16 protein-coding genes and 1 pseudogene are annotated in these 17,759 nt (G+C 59.6%); 14 read left to right on the top strand and 3 right to left on the bottom strand.

The genetic code is table 11. The annotated features are described in order from the left end of the window. The first annotated feature begins 38 nt into the window (after positions 1–38). The 8 genes and pseudogenes from ACIQVE_RS10025 to ACIQVE_RS09990 all read left to right on the top strand — a co-directional run bounded on the left by ACIQVE_RS10025 (position 39) and on the right by ACIQVE_RS09990 (position 8,709). Positions 39–1,142, top strand: coding sequence for an alkene reductase (locus tag ACIQVE_RS10025; protein ID WP_402807393.1), 1,104 nt, complete (start codon positions 39–41; stop codon positions 1,140–1,142). A gap of 143 nt (positions 1,143–1,285) precedes the next feature. Next, positions 1,286–1,669 carry a nuclear transport factor 2 family protein gene (locus ACIQVE_RS10020; RefSeq protein WP_057711794.1) on the top strand — a complete coding sequence of 128 codons (384 nt, stop codon included), beginning with the start codon at positions 1,286–1,288 and terminating at the stop codon, positions 1,667–1,669. A gap of 205 nt (positions 1,670–1,874) precedes the next feature. Next, positions 1,875–2,894, top strand: a complete 1,020-nt coding sequence (locus tag ACIQVE_RS10015) for an alpha/beta hydrolase (protein ID WP_402807389.1) — start codon at positions 1,875–1,877, stop codon at positions 2,892–2,894. Positions 2,895–3,214: 320 nt separating this feature from the next. After that, positions 3,215–3,562: pseudogene (locus ACIQVE_RS10010) on the top strand (nuclear transport factor 2 family protein). A gap of 82 nt (positions 3,563–3,644) precedes the next feature. After that, on the top strand, positions 3,645–3,965 hold the full coding sequence (locus ACIQVE_RS10005; RefSeq protein ID WP_402807387.1) for a flavin reductase family protein: 321 nt from the start codon (positions 3,645–3,647) through the stop codon (positions 3,963–3,965). Then, positions 3,962–4,420, top strand: a complete 459-nt coding sequence (locus ACIQVE_RS10000) for a metallophosphoesterase family protein (RefSeq protein ID WP_402807385.1) — start codon at positions 3,962–3,964, stop codon at positions 4,418–4,420. Before ACIQVE_RS10005 ends, ACIQVE_RS10000 begins: the two co-directional genes overlap by 4 nt. A 72-nt stretch (positions 4,421–4,492) precedes the next feature. Beyond that, positions 4,493–6,874: a DUF3772 domain-containing protein gene (locus ACIQVE_RS09995; RefSeq protein WP_402807383.1), complete on the top strand. Its 2,382-nt coding sequence runs from the start codon at positions 4,493–4,495 to the stop codon at positions 6,872–6,874. A 290-nt stretch (positions 6,875–7,164) separates the two neighbouring features. Next, a complete protein-coding gene (locus ACIQVE_RS09990; RefSeq protein ID WP_402807381.1) occupies positions 7,165–8,709 on the top strand; it encodes a class I SAM-dependent methyltransferase in 1,545 nt (514 codons plus the stop codon). Positions 8,710–8,739: 30 nt separating this feature from the next. Here the strand turns inward: ACIQVE_RS09990 and ACIQVE_RS09985 are convergent, their stop codons facing one another. Continuing rightward, positions 8,740–9,027, bottom strand: a complete 288-nt coding sequence (locus ACIQVE_RS09985; protein WP_402807380.1) for a hypothetical protein — start codon at positions 9,025–9,027, stop codon at positions 8,740–8,742. Between the two features lie 35 nt (positions 9,028–9,062). Continuing rightward, positions 9,063–9,848, bottom strand: a complete 786-nt coding sequence (locus ACIQVE_RS09980) for a helix-turn-helix domain-containing protein (protein ID WP_402807378.1) — start codon at positions 9,846–9,848, stop codon at positions 9,063–9,065. Between the two features lie 43 nt (positions 9,849–9,891). On the opposite strand from ACIQVE_RS09980, the gene ACIQVE_RS09975 reads away from it, so the two are divergent. From ACIQVE_RS09975 to ACIQVE_RS09950, 6 genes are all read left to right on the top strand, one after another. Then, positions 9,892–10,029 carry a hypothetical protein gene (locus ACIQVE_RS09975; protein ID WP_402807376.1) on the top strand — a complete coding sequence of 46 codons (138 nt, stop codon included), beginning with the start codon at positions 9,892–9,894 and terminating at the stop codon, positions 10,027–10,029. 39 nt (positions 10,030–10,068) lie between these two features. After that, a complete protein-coding gene (locus tag ACIQVE_RS09970; protein ID WP_402807374.1) occupies positions 10,069–11,694 on the top strand; it encodes an APC family permease in 1,626 nt (541 codons plus the stop codon). 23 nt (positions 11,695–11,717) lie between these two features. Beyond that, positions 11,718–12,644, top strand: coding sequence for a 4-hydroxyproline epimerase (locus ACIQVE_RS09965; protein ID WP_402807373.1), 927 nt, complete (start codon positions 11,718–11,720; stop codon positions 12,642–12,644). A gap of 55 nt (positions 12,645–12,699) precedes the next feature. Further along, the gene (locus ACIQVE_RS09960; RefSeq protein ID WP_402807371.1) at positions 12,700–13,647 is read left to right on the top strand and encodes a dihydrodipicolinate synthase family protein; all 948 of its coding nucleotides are present in this window, start codon (positions 12,700–12,702) and stop codon (positions 13,645–13,647) included. Positions 13,648–13,714: 67 nt separating this feature from the next. Continuing rightward, a complete protein-coding gene (locus ACIQVE_RS09955) occupies positions 13,715–15,307 on the top strand; it encodes an aldehyde dehydrogenase (NADP(+)) (RefSeq protein WP_402807368.1) in 1,593 nt (530 codons plus the stop codon). Then, positions 15,297–16,562 (top strand): NAD(P)/FAD-dependent oxidoreductase, encoded by a 1,266-nt coding sequence (locus ACIQVE_RS09950; RefSeq protein ID WP_402807365.1) that lies wholly within the window; start codon positions 15,297–15,299, stop codon positions 16,560–16,562. Before ACIQVE_RS09955 ends, ACIQVE_RS09950 begins: the two co-directional genes overlap by 11 nt. 138 nt (positions 16,563–16,700) lie before the next feature. Here the strand turns inward: ACIQVE_RS09950 and ACIQVE_RS09945 are convergent, their stop codons facing one another. Further along, a complete protein-coding gene (locus ACIQVE_RS09945; RefSeq protein WP_402807363.1) occupies positions 16,701–17,630 on the bottom strand; it encodes a Gfo/Idh/MocA family protein in 930 nt (309 codons plus the stop codon). Positions 17,631–17,759: the final 129 nt, after the last annotated feature.

The raw sequence follows: 17,759 nt of genomic DNA, 5'->3' as shown, positions 1-17,759 counted from the left end.
AGTTTCCTCCGGCAGAACAGTTATCACTAGGAATCACAATGGCACTCAACAGCCCATCAACTGATCTTTTCACTCCGATGACTTTAGGAGCCTTATCTCTGGCTAACCGTATTGTCATGGCCCCGTTAACGCGCAGCCGCATGGGGCCAGAAGGCGTACCCAACGAAATGCACGCTCGCTACTACGCACAACGTGCCAGCGCCGGTCTGATCATTAGTGAAGCGACCAATATTTCGGCGCAAGCGCGGGGGTATGCATTGACGCCAGGCATCTGGACTGAAGCGCACGTAGCAGGCTGGAAACGGGTAACAGATGCGGTGCATGCCGCTGATGGACTTATTGTTTGCCAACTGTGGCATGTGGGGCGCTTCTCGCATGTGGACCTGCAGCCCGACGGCACGGCACCGGTAGCGCCCTCGGCGATTAAAGCCGAAGGCCAGACCTTCACTGAAAATGGAATGATGGACGTCTCCATGCCGCGAGCGCTGGAAACATCCGAGATCCCAGACATTATCGAGCAGTACCGACACGCCGCCGCATGCGCAAAACGCGCCGGCTTTGATGGTGTTGAAGTGCACTCGGCCAATAGCTATTTGCTCGATCAGTTCCTGCGCGACTCTACCAATCAGCGAACCGATCACTATGGTGGTTCGATTGAGAATCGCACACGACTCACGCTGGAAGTAACCGCCGCAGTCGTCGAGATCTGGGGTCATGACCGCGTTGGCATCCGCCTCTCTCCCGTGACGCCAGATGCCGGCAACACGCCCTTGGACAGCCAGGTAATGCAAACCTATGGCTATCTGATTGAGCAACTGAATCGCTTCCAGCTCGCCTATATGCATTTTGTCGAGGGCGCTACCGCTACGTCACGCACTGTTCCCGAGAACGTAGATCTCGATGCGTTACGTGCACGGTTCAAAGGCCCGTACATCGGCAACAACAATTACGACATCGAACTGGCCGTTACCCGCCGTGCTGAAGGCAAGGTCGATGCAGTGGCTTTTGGTCGCCCGTTTATTGCCAATCCGGATTTGGTGCGTCGATTAAAAGAAGGTGCAGAACTCGCTGTTGCGCCACGCGAAACCTATTACGGCAACGGCGCAAAGGGTTACACCGATTGGCCTACGCTCGCTGGATAAGCCAACTGGGCAACGATTCAAAAGTGACACCCTGAGCCCCAGCAGTGGACGCTGCTGCGGATGGTCACAGGGGTGGATCTCAATGCCAGCCAAAAGTGGCCGCTTTTTTAACATGACTCGAATTAACAACCAGGAATACAAACATGAACAAACCTACTTATGTGCCGGAATATCAAGCCATCGTCGAGGTACTGAACAAATACAACGAAGGCTGCAAGCAGGCCAAAAGCAGCATAATGAAGCCAGCTTTCAGTGAGCAAGCAACGATGTTTAGCGTCGATGGCGACGGTAAGCTGACCGGCGGCCCGATTCAGACATTGTTCGATGGCATTGACAGCGCGTTCCGCCCGTCTCCTGAAGCTCAAGGTGTAATCGTCAAGATCGACATCGTAGGCACCGCTGCCAGCGCGCGCATCGACACCAATGACGTATCGGGTTTTTGCTTTACAGACTTCTTCAACCTGCTGAAAGTCGATGGCAAGTGGACGGTCGTCAGCAAGATCTTCCACACCCATGTCGCGCCTTGAATATCTACCTTCCTTGAGCACGCGGCAGATGAGGCTTACAACCCTATCTGTCGTGTTTTTCCTTGCAGCCGAGCGGCGCTGCAACTGTGCGTAAGGCACTCCGCCTGAAATCCGCTGACTTCGATCGCCTGACCGCAGGCGCAACAAAGTAATAAAACAGGCCGCTATTCAATGACACACACTCAGGCGATAAAAAGGAAACATCATGAAACCTCTCACCTCCGCTTTCGCCCTTTCCGTCGTGGCCTTGTCGCTTGGTAGCGCCTCTGCAGCCGAACGGCCTGGCGTCGAACACAACGTAGCAAAATTCTTGCAGTCCCTTGAGGGCGGCCAGACGCTCGACAGCATGTCGCCGACCGATGCCCGCGCCGCGCTGGCGGGTGCCCAGGCCGCCTCCAACGTGGCCTTGCCGGCAGCTGAGGTCAGCGAGAAGACGATTCGTGTCAATGACCGCGACCTGAAACTGACCATCGTGCGCCCGGCCGGCAGCCAACAGAAGCCCCTGCCCGCGTTCATGTACTTCCACGGCGGCGGCTGGGTGCTGGGCGACTTCCCAACACACGAACGGCTGGTGCGTGACCTGGTGGCGGGCTCTGGCGCGGTGGCGGTGTTCGTTAACTACAGTCTGTCGCCTGAGGCGGGATACGGCGTTGCCATCGAGCAAGCCTATGCCGCAACCAAATGGGTGGCCGAGCATGGCCAGCAGATCAACGTGGACGGCAAGCGCCTGGCCGTAGCGGGTAACAGCGCAGGTGGCAACCTGGCCGCAGCTGTTGCCCTGATGGCGAACGAGAAAGGCTCACCTGCACTGCGTTCGCAGCTATTGCTGTGCCCGGTAACGGATGCAAACTTCGACACGCCGTCGTACCAGGAGTTTGCCAACGGCTACTTCCTGACCAAAGACCTCATGGTGTGGTTCTGGGACAACTACACAACCGACGCTGAGGCACGCAAGCAGATTTACGCATCGCCGCTGCAGGCGACGCCCGAGCAGTTGAAAGGCTTACCGCCGACGTTGATCCAGACTGCTGAATTCGATGTCCTGCGCGATGAAGCCGAAGCTTACGGCCGCAAGCTCGACGCTGCGGGTGTGCAGGTGAAGTCGGTACGCTACAACGGCATGATTCACGATTTTGGGCTATCGAACGCGTTCAACCATCTGCCGGCAGTGCAAAACGCGATCGCGCAAGCATCGCAAGAACTCAAAACGAACCTGAGCCAGTAATGGCAAAACCAATGAACCCGCAGGTCACGGCAACGTTGCGGCATTCATGAAAAAAAACGTCACTCATTTCATCGCGAGGCTCCAGCGGAACAAAGTGTCTCGCGATGCCGCTGAGCTTTTTACAGCTGAACGTTAATCAACACATGCACCCCTTAGTTAGGAGCAACGAAATGAAAACAACTATTCTCAGGGCGTTATTTTTCGTGGCAATGGTTGCGGGCCTAAGCGCGACTGCTCAAGCAGAAGAACTACCGCGCGATCAACACGCTTTCAGTGGTAAAGCCACGAATAACCCTACCTATGTACACGAACACCGAGCCATCACCGAAGTGCTAAGCAAGTACATCGAGGGCTGAAAGCAAGCCAAGAGCAGTATCATGAAGCCCGCATTCAGCAAGAATGCAACGATGTACAGCGTCGGCGCCGATGGCCAGCTGGTAGGCGGCCCGATTCAAAGCCTCTTCGATGGGATCGACAAGGATTTCCGACCCTCTCCTAACGCACAGGCCGCTATCACCAGCATCGAGATCGTGGGTACCGCGGCGAGTGCTCGCATCGACGCCAACGACATGTCTGGTATTTCCTTCACAGACTTCTTTCATCTGCTGAAGGTCGATGGCAAGTGGACTGTGGTCAGCAAGATTTACTACACACATCCAAATCATTAAATCCTCAATCAGCGCGCTCAATGCATAAGCACATCTAAAAGAACACATCAGGTTCCCACCGTAGCGCAGCTTAAACTGACGCATGAATTGGGAACCCATAGCCTTGCCAGCGACCGCAGATAAGCTGACGCGTGCAGGGGCGGAGTTATTCGAGATTGATGAATACGACCAGCCGTTCGTAGCGGGATGCTCAGCATGGCTGGCCTGCAAACTGATTACTGAGGCACATAACCAGCAGACGTACGATCTGTTCATTGGCGAGATCGTTGGCGCATGGTCAGATACCCGTGTATTCAAGAATGGGCATTGGCAACTCGAAAATTGGCTTTGTAAATGGGTGTGGTTAATGTCCGTTTTTGGCCGAAAGCAGCCATTCATTCCCTGCTACCCTATCCCCCCATGAAAACCGCCATCATCTCCGACACCCACGGCCTCCTCCGCCCCGAAGCCCTGACCGCCATCCAAGGCTGCGACCTCATCCTCCATGCTGGCGACATCGGCAGTCCCGAAATCCTCGATCAACTATCCCAAATAGCCCCCCTCCAAGCCGTGCGCGGCAACAACGACCTCAACCTCCCTTGGGCCGCCAATATCCCCGACCACCTCGCCCTCGACCTAAACGGCTGGCAAACCCTACTGATCCACGACATCGCCGACGTCCCGGCCCATCTCGCCCCCGACACCCGACTCATCATCACCGGCCACTCCCACAAGCCGTTAATCGAATGGCGCGACAACTGCCTCTACCTGAACCCCGGCAGCGCCGGTCGCCGTCGTTTCAAACTCCCCGTAACTCTGGCTCTGCTCGACGTACGTGCAGACGCGCTGGAACCGCAGTTGATCCACCTTCTCCCCTGAAACTTTTCCACCCCATCCGGCCCGATCACCTAACCTCATAGACTGTGTGTTCCCTTCGAGCCCGTCCTACCCATGCGTAACACGATGAAGTCGTTGTTTCTGGTCGCTTTCATGCTGCTCGTTCCCGGCAGTTTTTCGTTGTGGGCGGCGGATCTGCCGGCGCCTTCCGAGACCGCTGCCGCGCCGCTGCCGGTGATTAATCAAAGTGATCTGCAAGCGCTGCAACAACGGCTCGATGCGCTCAAGCAGCAGATTTCGTCGGCGAACAATTTCAATCAGCTAGAAGGGCCGCAGGATCGGGTGCAGGCGTTTATTCTGGATGTCGATCGGTTGTCGGCGGCGTTGTTGCCGCAGCAGGCGCAGCTAGCAGTGCAGTTGGGGGTGTTGGGCGCGGCGCCGGATGTCGAGGCGGCGGCGGAGCAGGCAGATATCGTCGCGCAGCGGGCGTCGCTGACGGAGCAGAAGAACAAGGTCGATGGCACGCTGAAGAGTCTGGCGGCGTTAAAGCAGAATGCGGCGGATTTGATCACGCAGATCGCCGGTATTCGCCGCACGTTGCTTGAGAGTGAATTGACGCTGCGTACGCTGAGTGTGCTGAATCCGGATTTCTGGGCGCCGCTGGTCAGTCCTTCACCGAGCGATGGTCAGCGTTTCAGTTATTTCGTTGAGCAGATCCGTAAAACCTGGGCCACAGTATGGGCGCCGGGACAGCATTTTTTTACGCTGGTGCTGATGCTGCTGGCATGGCTGGTGTGGACGTTTGGCCGGCGGTTGGCCGAGCGTGGGCTGACCTGGGTTTGCATTCACCGCGTGCCGGAGGGGCGTTTGCGGCGCAGTGCGCTGGCGTTTGCATCGGCGCTGGCGACAATCGCCACCACCGCCCTCGCCTTGCAGCTGCTGTTTTACGCCCTGACTCGGCATGCGCCGTTGACGCCGGTGCTGGCGACGTTTTCCGAGGAATTCGAGAAGGTCGTGTATGCCTGTGTGCTGATCACCGGATTGAGTCGCGCGCTGTTGTCGACGGCACATCCGTCGTGGCGCCTGCCACCCATTGCCGATGAGGTGGCGAACGCGCTGAAACCTTACCCGCGCATTTTGTCCTGTACGTTGCTGGTGTTGGTAACGCTGGTCCAGGTCAGCAATGCCACGGGCATGAGCAGTCAGATCGTGCTCGCCTGGCGTGGGGTGATTGCCATGGTGGTCATGGCGATCATCGTGTCGATGCTGTTGCGCGTTGGTAAAGTGCGCAAGGCGTTGGTCGCCGATAATGACACGCAGGCGGGCAGCACGTTTGCCGGTGTGATTTACACGGTGGCGAGTGTTGCGATGTTTGTTTCAACGATCGCGCTGCTGACGGGATATGTGTCGCTGGCACGGTTCGTCACTTATCAGCTGGTGTGGGCGTACATCGTGCTGTCGGGGTTCTACCTGCTGATTCAGGTAGTCAAGGACGGTAGCGAGTATGCGTTTTCACCCAGGCATTCGAGCGGTAAGGCCCTCAAGCATCTATTCGGCGTTGGTGATCGACGGCTGGATCAGATCGCGATTGTACTGTCCGGTTTCAGCCGCGCGGTGCTGTTGCTGTGCGCAGTGATCGCACTGTTTGTCGGCGGTATCGGCACCACGCTCGGGCAGCTGACGAGCAACATCATGGCGATCCTCGGCGGTGCCGGGTTGCGCAAGCTGAACATCGTTCCCGGTCATCTGCTCAATGCAGTGTTGGCGCTGCTGATCGGCATCTGGCTGATCCGCGCCCTGCGCCGTTGGCTCGACAACGAGTTCCTGCCCAAGACCGACATGGACCCGGGCATGTGCGCGTCGCTGAGCACGCTGTTTTCCAATATCGGTTACGCGTTGGTGATCTTGCTGACGCTGTCGTCGCTAGGCGTGCAGTGGACCAATCTGGCGTGGATCGTCAGTGCGCTGTCGGTGGGCATCGGTTTCGGTTTGCAGGAAATTGTGAAGAACTTCGTCTCGGGCCTGATTCTGCTGACCGAACGCCCGGTGAAGGTAGGCGATCTGATCAGCATCAGCGGCGTCGAGGGCGACATTCGCCGGATCAATGTGCGCGCCACGGAAATCCAGCTCGCCGATCGCTCGATTGTGATCGTGCCCAACTCGCAACTGATCTCGCAGAACCTGCGCAACGTCACCCTCGGTGGCAGTGCTCAGGGCGTGGCGTCGCTGGAGTTGATGTTCCCGCTGGATATCGATCCCGAAGAGGTCAAAGACCTGCTGCTCAACACCTACCGCGAGAATGAAACCATCCTCGACAAGCCGGCGCCGTTTGTGCGCTTCAGCCATTTGTCGCCGGACGGGATTACGTTGACGGTGACGGGGTATGTGGGCAGCCCGAGGATTGTCGGGGTGACGAAGAGTGACCTGTTGTTCGAGGTGCTCAAGCGCTTGGGTGCTGCGGGGATTGCGTTGGCGAAGCCGGCGTCGAGTGCGTGATCACATTCAATATTTTCGCTGGCTGATACGCCGCCATCGCTGGCAAGCCAGCTCCCACAGGTTGCCGGGTGTTTAAAGAATCTGTAGCTGACGCCGATCACTGTAGGAGTGAGCCTGCTCGCGATGAGCCATTTAGAGACTGCGGCCTGCTCCGCAGTCCATCGGGGATAAATTCCCTCGCCACAATGCGGACACGAAAAGAAATACTCGCTCGCATTTTGCCCTTGTGGCCCGTAATCACTACCCCTTATAAAACCAGCCTTTCAGTCACGAAATATTAGGATACGAACATGAGCGACACCTGGAACGAAGGGTATTTCACCGACGAAGGCTACACCTACAGCTATAGCCGGGAAATCAATCCTGTCTTCCAGCGTTATTGCTTGTTGTTGCGCGGCTTTGCCAGCCTGGAATCGAGCGAAAGCTATCATTGCGAACTGGGCTTTGGTCAGGGCGTTTCGATCAATATCCATGCTGCCGCCAACCCCGGCTCCTTTGTCGGTACAGACTTCACACCGTCGCAGGCCGCCTTTGCCAGTAAGCTCGCCAGCGACTGGAACAGCAACGCGCGACTGTATGACGACAGCTTCGCGCAACTGCTGGCCCGCGATGACTTGCCGCAATTCGACAGCATCAGCCTGCATGGCATCTGGACCTGGGTCAGCCGCGACAACCAGCAACTGATCGTCGAATTCGCCCGTCGCCATCTGAAACCGGGTGGAATGCTGTACGTCAGCTACAACTGCTTCCCCGGCTGGTCGCCTGCGGCGCCATTGCGCAACCTGTTCAGCCTGCACGATCGCTTCACCAAGTCTGCGGCTGCCGGCCCCGACCAGCGTATTGACGCCGCTCTGCAATTCTCCGAAGCACTGCTGGCCGCCAATCCCAACTACGCCAGCGCAGCGCCGAACCTGGATGCCAAACTTCAGAGCATCAAGGGGCAGAATCGCCAGTACATCGCCCATGAATACTTCAATCGCAGCTGGGATTGCATGTATTTCACTGACGTGGTCGACGCCATGGCCCCCGCCAAACTCGACTACGTCACCACCGCCGTGCCACTGGACTCTGTCGACCCGCTCAACCTCAGGCCCGAAGGCATGGACTTCCTGGAAGGCATCGAGCATCCGATCATGCGCGAACAGGCGCGTGACTATTTCGTCAATCAGAGTTTCCGTCGTGATCTCTACGTGCGTGGCGCCACCCGGCTGTCCACCGCAGAGCAGCGCCAGACATTGTTCAATACTCGTTTCATCCTGCTGCAAGCGCCAGAGAGCGTGCCTGTCCATGTTCGCGGCCCTGCGGGCGAAGCCTCCCTGCAGACCGAGATTTACGGCCCGGTACTCAACGCGCTGGCAGCCAATGCCTATGCGCCGAAAACCTTGCGCCAGTTGTCAGCAGCCGCGTCCTCGCTGGCTTCTGACGATGTGTTGCAGGCGCTCAACGTGTTGGTCGGAATGAATGCGGTGGCACCGTGCCAAAGCGAAGCCGCAGAGAAAAGCGTGCAGGCGCGTTGCAACGATCTGAACCTGGAACTGTGCAAACGCTCGCTACTGAGCGACAAGATCCAGGTGTTGGCCAGCCCGGTGACCAGCGGCGGCATCACCGTCAGCCGCTTCGAGCAACTCTTCCTGATATCGATCAAGCAAGGCCAGAAACACCCCGCCGAATGGGCACAACTGGCGTGGGCGATCCTCGGCGAACAAGGCGAAGTCCTCGTCAGGGACGGCCAGCCGCTGGCGACCGCTGAAGAGAACCTCGCTGAACTGACGCTGAGTGCTCAAGTGTTTGCCAGTAACAAACTGGTGATTCTCAAAGCGTTGAACATCGCTTGATCGGTAGAAGTAGAAAATGCTGAGCGAACGTCATTTGCACTTGGCCAACACCACCTGACAAGTATTCGGCGTGCCACCTGAGCGCCCGGCATAACGCATGCAGTTGTTCATGGATTTCTGCCGCGCCATGTTCAGGCTCGAACCCCAGGCCAGACCGCCCTCGCCGACCGTCGGCAACGCTTTGGCGTAGCAACTGTCGCCCACGCCGGAGGGCGGGTAGTGTTTGCGGTTCGAGCAGCCGGCGCTCAGCGTCAGGCTCAACGCGATGAGCGCAGGCAAGAGCCACTGCGAGCATCGATGCCAGGGTATTGCGATCATCGCGTCGCTCCTGTCGCAAGAGGGTTGTGATGTCTTCAGTCTAGCTGCACCGGGAGGGTCGTGGCCTGTCGGTACTGGCGCGGGGTGAACCCGGTCGACGCCTTGAACTGGCGGGTGAAGGCGCTGTGGTCGGTGTAGCCACATTGCAGTGCAACCTCGGTGATTGGCAGGTCGGTGTGCAACAGGCGATGGGCGTGTTCAAGCCGCACTTTCTGGATCATCTGTCGTGGCGTCAGATGGAACACCCGTTTGCAGTAGCGCTCCAGTTGCGCCACTGAAATGCCCGCAATCCGAGTGAGTTCGCCCAGCGTGACGCGACGATTGAAGTGCTTGCGGATGTGCTCGTCGACCGCGGCAAGCCGCTGGAAGGCCGGATGGGTTTCGCTGGCCGACTGCAAATCGACCGAGATCCCGGCCAGACCGATGATCGCGCCGTCACCGTTGTACAACGGGTGTTTATGGGTCAGGCACCAACCCGGTTCGCGGCTGCCGTACAGATGCAGCTCGAGCTGATCCTCCAGCACGAAGCCCTCCTCCAGCACTTTGCGATCCTGTTCCGTGTAGCCCGGCCCCAGTTGCGCCGGGAAGACCTGCGCGCTGGTTTTACCGAGCATTGGCCGCAAATCCTTCAAGCCGCAGCGCTGCACCAGCGTGCGGTTGGCCAACACGTAGCGGGCCTGCACATCCTTGATGAAAATCGCCGCATTGGGAATCAGGTCGAGCATCGGCAACAGCGGCGCCGCGCCGGCCAATAGCGCTTGCAGGGTTTGCGGCCGATTGCCTTGACCGTCCTGGCACAGGATTGAAAACGCGTTGTGCATCGAAGGTTTCTCCCTGTTCACAGGTCGGCCATGGGGCAGTCGCATGCAGATTGCAGCAACGTCTGCGCCGTGTCGAGTGGCGCAGTGCATCGGCACAACTGTGCCGATTTCGTCATCAATCGCGCCGCAAAACATCAATCGCGCCAACGCTGATGCGTTCAAAGTCTGGCCGTCCCAGTGACACAACTGCCTATCCAATAACTCACAAGAAGGCAACGCCATGTCTGGTCAAGGCAAGTTCAAAAAACAGCTTTCACTGATTGATCTCACGTTTATTGGCCTCGGCGCGATTTTCGGGTCGGGCTGGTTGTTCGCCGCCAGTCATGTGTCCGCCATCGCCGGCCCTGCGGGGATTTTTTCCTGGTTGCTGGGCGGCTTCGCCGTGTTGCTGCTGGGCATCGTTTATTGCGAACTCGGCGCCGCACTGCCACGCGCCGGCGGCGTGGTGCGTTATCCGGTTTACTCCCACGGGCCGCTGCTCGGTTACCTGATGGGTTTCATCACCCTGATCGCGTTTTCCAGTCTGGTGGCGATCGAAGTGGTTGCCTCGCGCCAATACGCGGCAGCATGGTTTCCCGGCCTGACCAAAAGCGGCAGCAGTGATCCCACATTGCTCGGTTGGCTGGTGCAGTTCGGCCTGCTCTGCCTGTTCTTCGTGCTCAACTATCGCAGCGTGAAGACATTCGCCAAGGCCAACAATCTGGTGAGTATTTTCAAGTTCATCGTGCCGCTGCTGGTGATCGGCGTGCTGTTTACTTTCTTCAAACCAGAGAACTTTCAGGTCCAGGGTTTTGCGCCGTTCGGCCTGTCGGGTGTGGAGATGGCGGTGTCGGCAGGCGGGATCATCTTTGCCTATCTGGGGCTGACTCCGATCATCTCGGTGGCCAGTGAAGTGAAGAATCCACAGCGCACGATTCCTATCGCACTGATCCTTTCGGTGCTGCTCTCGACGCTGATTTACGTACTGCTGCAAATAGCCTTCCTGGGCAGCATTCCGACTGAAATGCTCGCCAACGGCTGGGCCGGTGTCAGCAAGGAATTTGCCCTGCCGTATCGCGACATCGCGCTGGCACTCGGGGTGGGCTGGCTGGCTTATCTGGTGGTCGCCGACGCGGTGATCTCGCCGAGCGGCTGCGGCAACATCTACATGAACGCGACGCCACGGGTGATCTACGGCTGGGCGCAGACCGGCACGTTCTTCAAGGTTTTCACCCACATCGACGAGAAGTCCGGCATCCCGCGCCCGGCGCTGTGGCTGACATTTGCGTTGTCGGTGTTCTGGACCCTGCCGTTCCCATCGTGGGAAGCGTTGATCAACGTGGTCTCCGCCGCATTGGTGTTGAGCTACGCCGTGGCGCCGGTAACGGTGGCAGCGCTGCGCCGCAATGCGCCGGACATGCCGCGACCGTTCCGGGTCAAGTGCATGGGCGTGCTCGGGCCGGTGTCGTTCATCATCGCCGCGCTGATCGTCTACTGGTCCGGCTGGAACACCGTTTCGTGGCTGCTTGGCCTGCAAATCCTGATGTTTGTCGTGTATCTGCTGTGCGGCCGCTTCGTGCCAACCGCGCACCTGAGCCTGGTCCGCCAGGTTCGTTCGTCGGCGTGGCTGATAGCCTTCTACGCCATCACCATCGTGCTGTCGAAACTCGGCACCTTCGGCGGCCTGGGCATCCTCGCCCACCCTTTCGACACAATCGTCGTGGCCGTGTGTGCGACCGGTATTTATTACTGGGGCGCCGCCACCGGCGTGCCGGCGCACCTGCTGCGCCTTGAGGAGGACGATGAAGAAAGCGACGTCGCCTCCCCCGCCACCACCGTGAATGCGCGCCCTGCCGGCGCCTACTGAAATCAGCCAACGGGACACGTCTTATGAAACGAGTACACGTCATCGATTCCCACACGGGCGGTGAGCCCACGCGTCTGGTGATGAACGGCTTCCCCGATTTGCCCGGCAGCACCATGGCGGAAAAACGCGATGCCTTGCGCAATCAGCATGATCAGTGGCGCCGCGCCTGCCTGCTGGAACCGCGCGGCAACGATGTGCTGGTCGGCGCGCTGTATTGCGCGCCGGTGTCGGCGGACGCCACCTGCGGCGTGATCTTCTTCAACAACGCCGGTTATCTCGGCATGTGCGGCCACGGCACCATCGGCCTGATCAACTCGTTGCAGTACTTGGGGCAGATCGCGCCGGGTGAACACAAGATCGACACGCCCGTCGGCCCGGTCAGCGCGACGTTGCATGAAGACGGCATGGTGACGTTGGGCAACGTGCCGTCGTACCGCTACCGCAAACAGGTGCCGGTGGACGTGCCCGGTTTCGGGCGCGTGTCTGGCGACATCGCCTATGGCGGCAACTGGTTTTTCCTGGTGTCCGAACACGGCCAAAACCTTTCGATGGACAACGTCGAGCACCTCACCGCCTACACCTGGGCGATGCTCAAGGCCCTTGAAGATCAAGGCATCCATGGCGAAGACGGGGCCGTGATCGACCACATCGAACTGTTCGCCGACGACCCCGACGCCGACAGCCGCAACTTCGTCATGTGCCCCGGCAAAGCCTATGACCGCTCCCCTTGCGGCACCGGCACCAGCGCCAAACTCGCGTGCCTGGCCGCCGACGACAAATTGCGGCCCGGTGAGCGCTGGGTGCAGGCGAGCATCACCGGCAGCCAGTTCGAAGGCCGCTTTGAATGGCACGGCGAACGTATTCGCCCGTACATCACCGGCCGCGCCTACATGACCGCCGACAGCACGCTGCTAATCGACGATACAGACCCGTTCGCGTGGGGCATCTGAGCCACCGCGCCGACTTTTCAAACCCATCCGAATGATGTGCCAAGGAGTTAAAACAATGAGCGACAACATCTTCACCGGTTGCATGCCGGCCCTGATGACCCCGTGCACCGCCCAGCGTAAACCGGATTTCGACGCACTGGTGACCAAGGGTCGCGAGCTGATCGATATCGGCATGAGCGCCGTTGTGTACTGCGGCTCCATGGGTGACTGGCCGCTGCTGACAGAAGCCCAGCGCCAGGAAGGCGTGGCGCGGCTGGTGGCGGCGGGCATCCCGACGATTGTCGGCACCGGTGCGGTGAATACCCGTGAAGCCGTTGCCCATGCAGCCCACGCGGCAAAAGTCGGCGCGCAAGGCTTGATGGTGATTCCTCGCGTGCTGTCCCGAGGGGCTTCGGCCGCCGCGCAGAAGGCTCACTTCGCCGCGATTCTGCAAGCCGCGCCGAACTTGCCGGCGGTGATCTACAACAGCCCCTACTACGGCTTCGCCACCCGCGCTGATCTGTTCTTCGAGCTGCGCCGCGAGTACCCGAACCTGATCGGTTTCAAGGAGTTCGGCGGCGGTGCCGACTTGCGTTACGCCGCCGAGAACATCACCTCCAAGGATGACGGCGTGACCCTGATGGTCGGCGTCGACACCCAAGTGGTGCATGGCTTCGTCAACTGCAACGCCACCGGCGCGATCACCGGCATCGGCAATGCCCTGCCCCGCGAAGTGCTGCAACTGGTGGCCCTGAGCAAGCAAGCGGCGAAGGGTGATGCCAAGGCGCGGCGTCAGGCGCGGGAGCTGGAATCGGCTCTGGCGGTGCTGTCGTCCTTCGACGAGGGCTGCGATCTGGTGCTGTATTACAAACACCTGATGGTGCTCAACGGCGACAAGGAATACACCCTGCATTTCAACGAAACCGATGCGTTGAGCGACTCCCAGCGCCGTTATGCAGAAAACCAGTACGCGCTGTTCCGCCACTGGTACGAGAACTGGTCGGCGGAACAGAACTTCGCCTGACCCCAGCCTTCGCTTTCTTGCCCGCCGGGTTTTGCGGCGGGCACTTTTTTCTCATCAGGAAGACACCATGACTCTGACGGGCCACATGCTGATCGGGCAGCAACGGATTGCGGGCAATCGTGAAGCCATTCGCGGGATCGACCCGGCCACGAATACAGTGCTGGAACCGGCCTATGCCGGCGGATCGGCCGCGCATGTCGAACAGGCCTGTGCCTTGGCCTGGGCGGCGCTGGACAGCTTTCGCGAAACAACGCTGGATGCCCGCAGCGAATTTCTTGAAGCCATTGCCGACGAAATCGAAGCCCTTGGCGATGAACTGATCGACCGCGCCGCCGCAGAAACCGGCCTGCCCCGTGCGCGTTTACTTGGCGAACGCGGGCGAACTTGTCAGCAACTGCGTCTGTTTGCGCGCACGGTGCGTACCGGTGAATGGCTGGACGTGCGCGTCAATCCCGCGCAACCGCAGCGTCAGCCGCTGCCGCGTTCGGACTTGCGTCAACGTCAGGTACCGCTAGGCCCGGTGGTGGTGTTTGGCGCGAGCAATTTCCCTCTGGCATTTTCGGTGGCCGGGGGTGACACGGCATCAGCTCTGGCCGCCGGTTGTCCGGTAATCGTCAAGGCTCACAGCGCGCATCCAGGCACCAGTGAGCTGGTCGGCCATGCGCTGGCGCGGGCGGTAAAAGCCTGTGGTCTGCCGCCAGGCGTGTTCTCGTTGCTGTACGGTTCCGGGCGCGAAGTGGGCATTGCGCTGGTCACCGACCCACGCATCAAAGCCGTGGGGTTTACCGGTTCGCGCAGCGGTGGTCTGGCGCTGGTTCAAGCGGCGCAGGCAAGGCCGGAGCCGATTCCGGTGTATGCGGAAATGAGTTCGATCAATCCGGTGCTGCTGTTTGCGGCGGCGTTGCACAATCGCGCGCAAGCGCTCGCTGAAGGGTTCGTTGCTTCGCTGACGCTAGGGGCCGGGCAATTCTGTACCAATCCCGGGCTGTTGATTGCGCGTAAGGGTCCCGCGCTGGACAGCTTTATCGCTGCCGCTGCCGAACGGTTACGACACAGCCCGGCGCAAACGATGCTGACGCCCGGGATCTTCAATGCCTATGAGGCTGGCGTGAATGCGTTGATTGAAAACCCACGTGCGCAATTGTCCGCTGAGGGTCAGATCAGCACAGGGCCGAATCAGTGCCAGGCCCGGCTGTTCACCACCCAAGCCAGGGATTTTCTGGCCGATCACAGCCTTCAGGCCGAAGTGTTTGGCGCGGCGGCGTTGCTTGTGCAATGCGGCGATGACGATGAAGTTCGTCAAGTGATTGAGCATCTGGAAGGCCAACTCACCGCCACTTTGCACCTTGACGACGAAGACCTTGAGCAGGCCCGCGCATTGTTGCCGACACTGGAACGCAAGGCCGGTCGCTTGCTGGTCAATGGCTGGCCTACCGGCGTCGAGGTGTGTGAGGCGATGGTTCACGGCGGACCGTTTCCGGCCACGTCCGACTCGCGCACCACCTCGGTTGGCACCGCAGCGATTCACCGGTTCCTGCGCCCGGTCTGCTATCAGGACTTCCCGGACAGCTTGCTGCCTGGCGCGCTGAAACAGGCCAATCCGCTACGGTTGCAGCGCTTGCTCGACGGGCAAAGGGAAGCGCAGAACCATGTCCGATAACGCCTCGTACGACATCGCGGTGGTCGGCGCCGGCATCATCGGCGTTGCCTGCGCATTGCGTCTGGCGCGCCAAGGTTTGCGCGTCGTCGTCATCGACCAACAGGAACCGGGCCACGGCGCATCGTTCGGCAATGCCGGGCATCTGGCGACCGAACAAGTGTTTCCGATTGCCGACCTGTCGATACTCAAGCGTTTGCCGGCCATGTTGATGGACCCAATGGGGCCGTTGCGCCTGGACTGGAAGTACATGCCCCGCGCCCTGCCCTGGTTCACACGGCTGTTGTTGAATCTGCGTACCGAACCTTTTCAGAAAACCGTCGCCGGACTGCGGGCGCTCAACGAAAGCAGCCTCGCTGCGTGGCATCGCTTGCTCAGCGACATCGAGCGTCCCGACCTGCTGAAAGTCGACGGTTCATTGCTGGTATTCGAACGTGCGGAATCACTTCAGGCCATCGAAGCGCTTCAGGCGCGCTTGCGTCAACAGCAGGTACCCGTCGATTTCTGGCAGGCAGATGCGATTCGGGACACCGCACCGCAACTCAGCGAGCGGATTCAGGGCGGTTTGTTCTTCCCGCGCACCGGGCATTTCATCGATCCTTATCGCGTGGTTTGCGAGTTGGTCAATGCAGCCAAGGCCAGCGGCGTGAGTTTTGTGAAGCAGCGGGTTCAGGGCGGATATGTGCAGGAGCACGGTGTTTCGCTGATCACCGGCAACGGTGGTTTGACCGCAAGCCGCGTCTTGATCGCCTGCGGCGCGCACTCGGCGAAACTAACCGCCGCACTCACTGGCAAGAACGTGCCACTGGACACCGAACGTGGATATCACCTGATGCTGCCGACGGAACACAACCGACTGCCCTTCCCCGTGACCTCTATGGAACGCAAGTTCATCATGACGCCGATGTCCGAGGGACTGCGGCTGGCCGGTACCGTTGAGTTCGCAGGGCTTGAACAGCCACCGAAGATGGAACGCGCGTGGCAGTTGCATCGGTTGAGCAAGGGGTTGTTCCGCAACGATCTGAGTGCTGAAGCGGCGACACCGTGGATGGGGTTCAGGCCGTCATTGCCGGATTCGCTTCCGGTGATTGATCAGGTCTGCGGTGGCAAGGTGTTGCTTGCGTTTGGGCATCAACATCTGGGGCTGACGCAGGCGGCGGTGACGGCGGAGATGATTGTGGGAATGGTGGGTGCGGCAACCACAAAACCGCCCAAAGACCTGCCGTGCAGCGAGGCTTATCGACTGGCGCGCTTCTGACCAAATCTCAAATGCGAGCGTTCCAATGTGGGAGCGAGCTTGCTCGCGAAGGCTGACGAATAAGCAACGCAGTGCCATCAGGCAAAAAACCGCCGTCCCGATCAACCGGGACGGCGGTTTTTTGTGACCGCGTTTGGGTTATGCGTCGTAGAAGGGGGCGACTGAGGCGCGACTGCCGACGAAGAAACTGTCCGCCACCAATCGCAACGGTTGCAGATCCAGATCACTAGCCTTGTCGCCAATCAGTTGCTGAAAGTGCCGATACACCGCCGCGTATTCACCCTCCTCCGAAACGGCCTGGCGTTCGCCGTCGATGCTCAACAGCGCGCCGCCATTGTCCAGGCGCAGAACACCTTCGGTGCAACGAATCTCGATGCTCCAGAGTTCGTCATGGCCATGGTCGAAGTCGAACTCGGCGCGCACATCGAGGTGGCGCGCGTCGGACATTTTGATCGACGCGGCAATCGGCGACTGGCAGTTCTCGGGAACGCGCAGTTCAGCGGACTCGACAAACAACGGCAGCGCCAGCAAGTGCGTGACAATCGACAAGGCATTGATGCCCGGATCGAAGACGCCGAGACCGCCCGGCTGCCAGATCCAGGTCTGGCCGGGGTGCCATTTTCGCACGTCTTCCTTCCAGTCAATCTGCACGCTTTGCAAAGTGCGCGTGGCGAGCCAGTCGCGGGCGGCGGCAATGCCGGGGGCGTAGCGGGAATGCCAGGCGAACAAGGCGCTGACGCCTTGTTGTTCGGCCAGGCTGACCAACGCCATCGCCTCACCTAATGTGGCGCACGGTGGCTTTTCCACCAGCACATGTTTGCCTGCAGCCAGCGCCTCTTGCACCAAAGCAAAGCGCCCTTGTGGCGGTGTGCAGAACGCGATTGCATCAACCTGCGGGCCGTTGGCGAGCAACTCGCTCAGGGACTGAAAATTCTCTACGCCGGCGCAAGGCTTGCCCTGTGTGGCGACAGATACCAACTGGAATCCGGGATTGGCGTTGATCGCCGGGACATGTTGATCCTGGGCAATCTTGCCGTAGCCCACCAGACCGAGACGGATCGGTTGCATCAATGACTCCTGCTTTTATCTTGTTTTAGTCAGCGAGCCGGCAGATTACCCGCAATCGCCGCGCTCGTCTGTCCGTACAACGTCACAACAACGCACAGGATCAGGCGAGCTTCCAAAGGAATGCACTAC

Source organism: Pseudomonas sp. NPDC098747, from assembly GCF_044760045.1.
Classification (GTDB): Bacteria; Pseudomonadota; Gammaproteobacteria; order Pseudomonadales; family Pseudomonadaceae; genus Aquipseudomonas.
The sequence above is the reverse complement of the archived record's forward strand: the minus strand, read 5'-3'. Positions and strand labels throughout refer to the sequence as shown.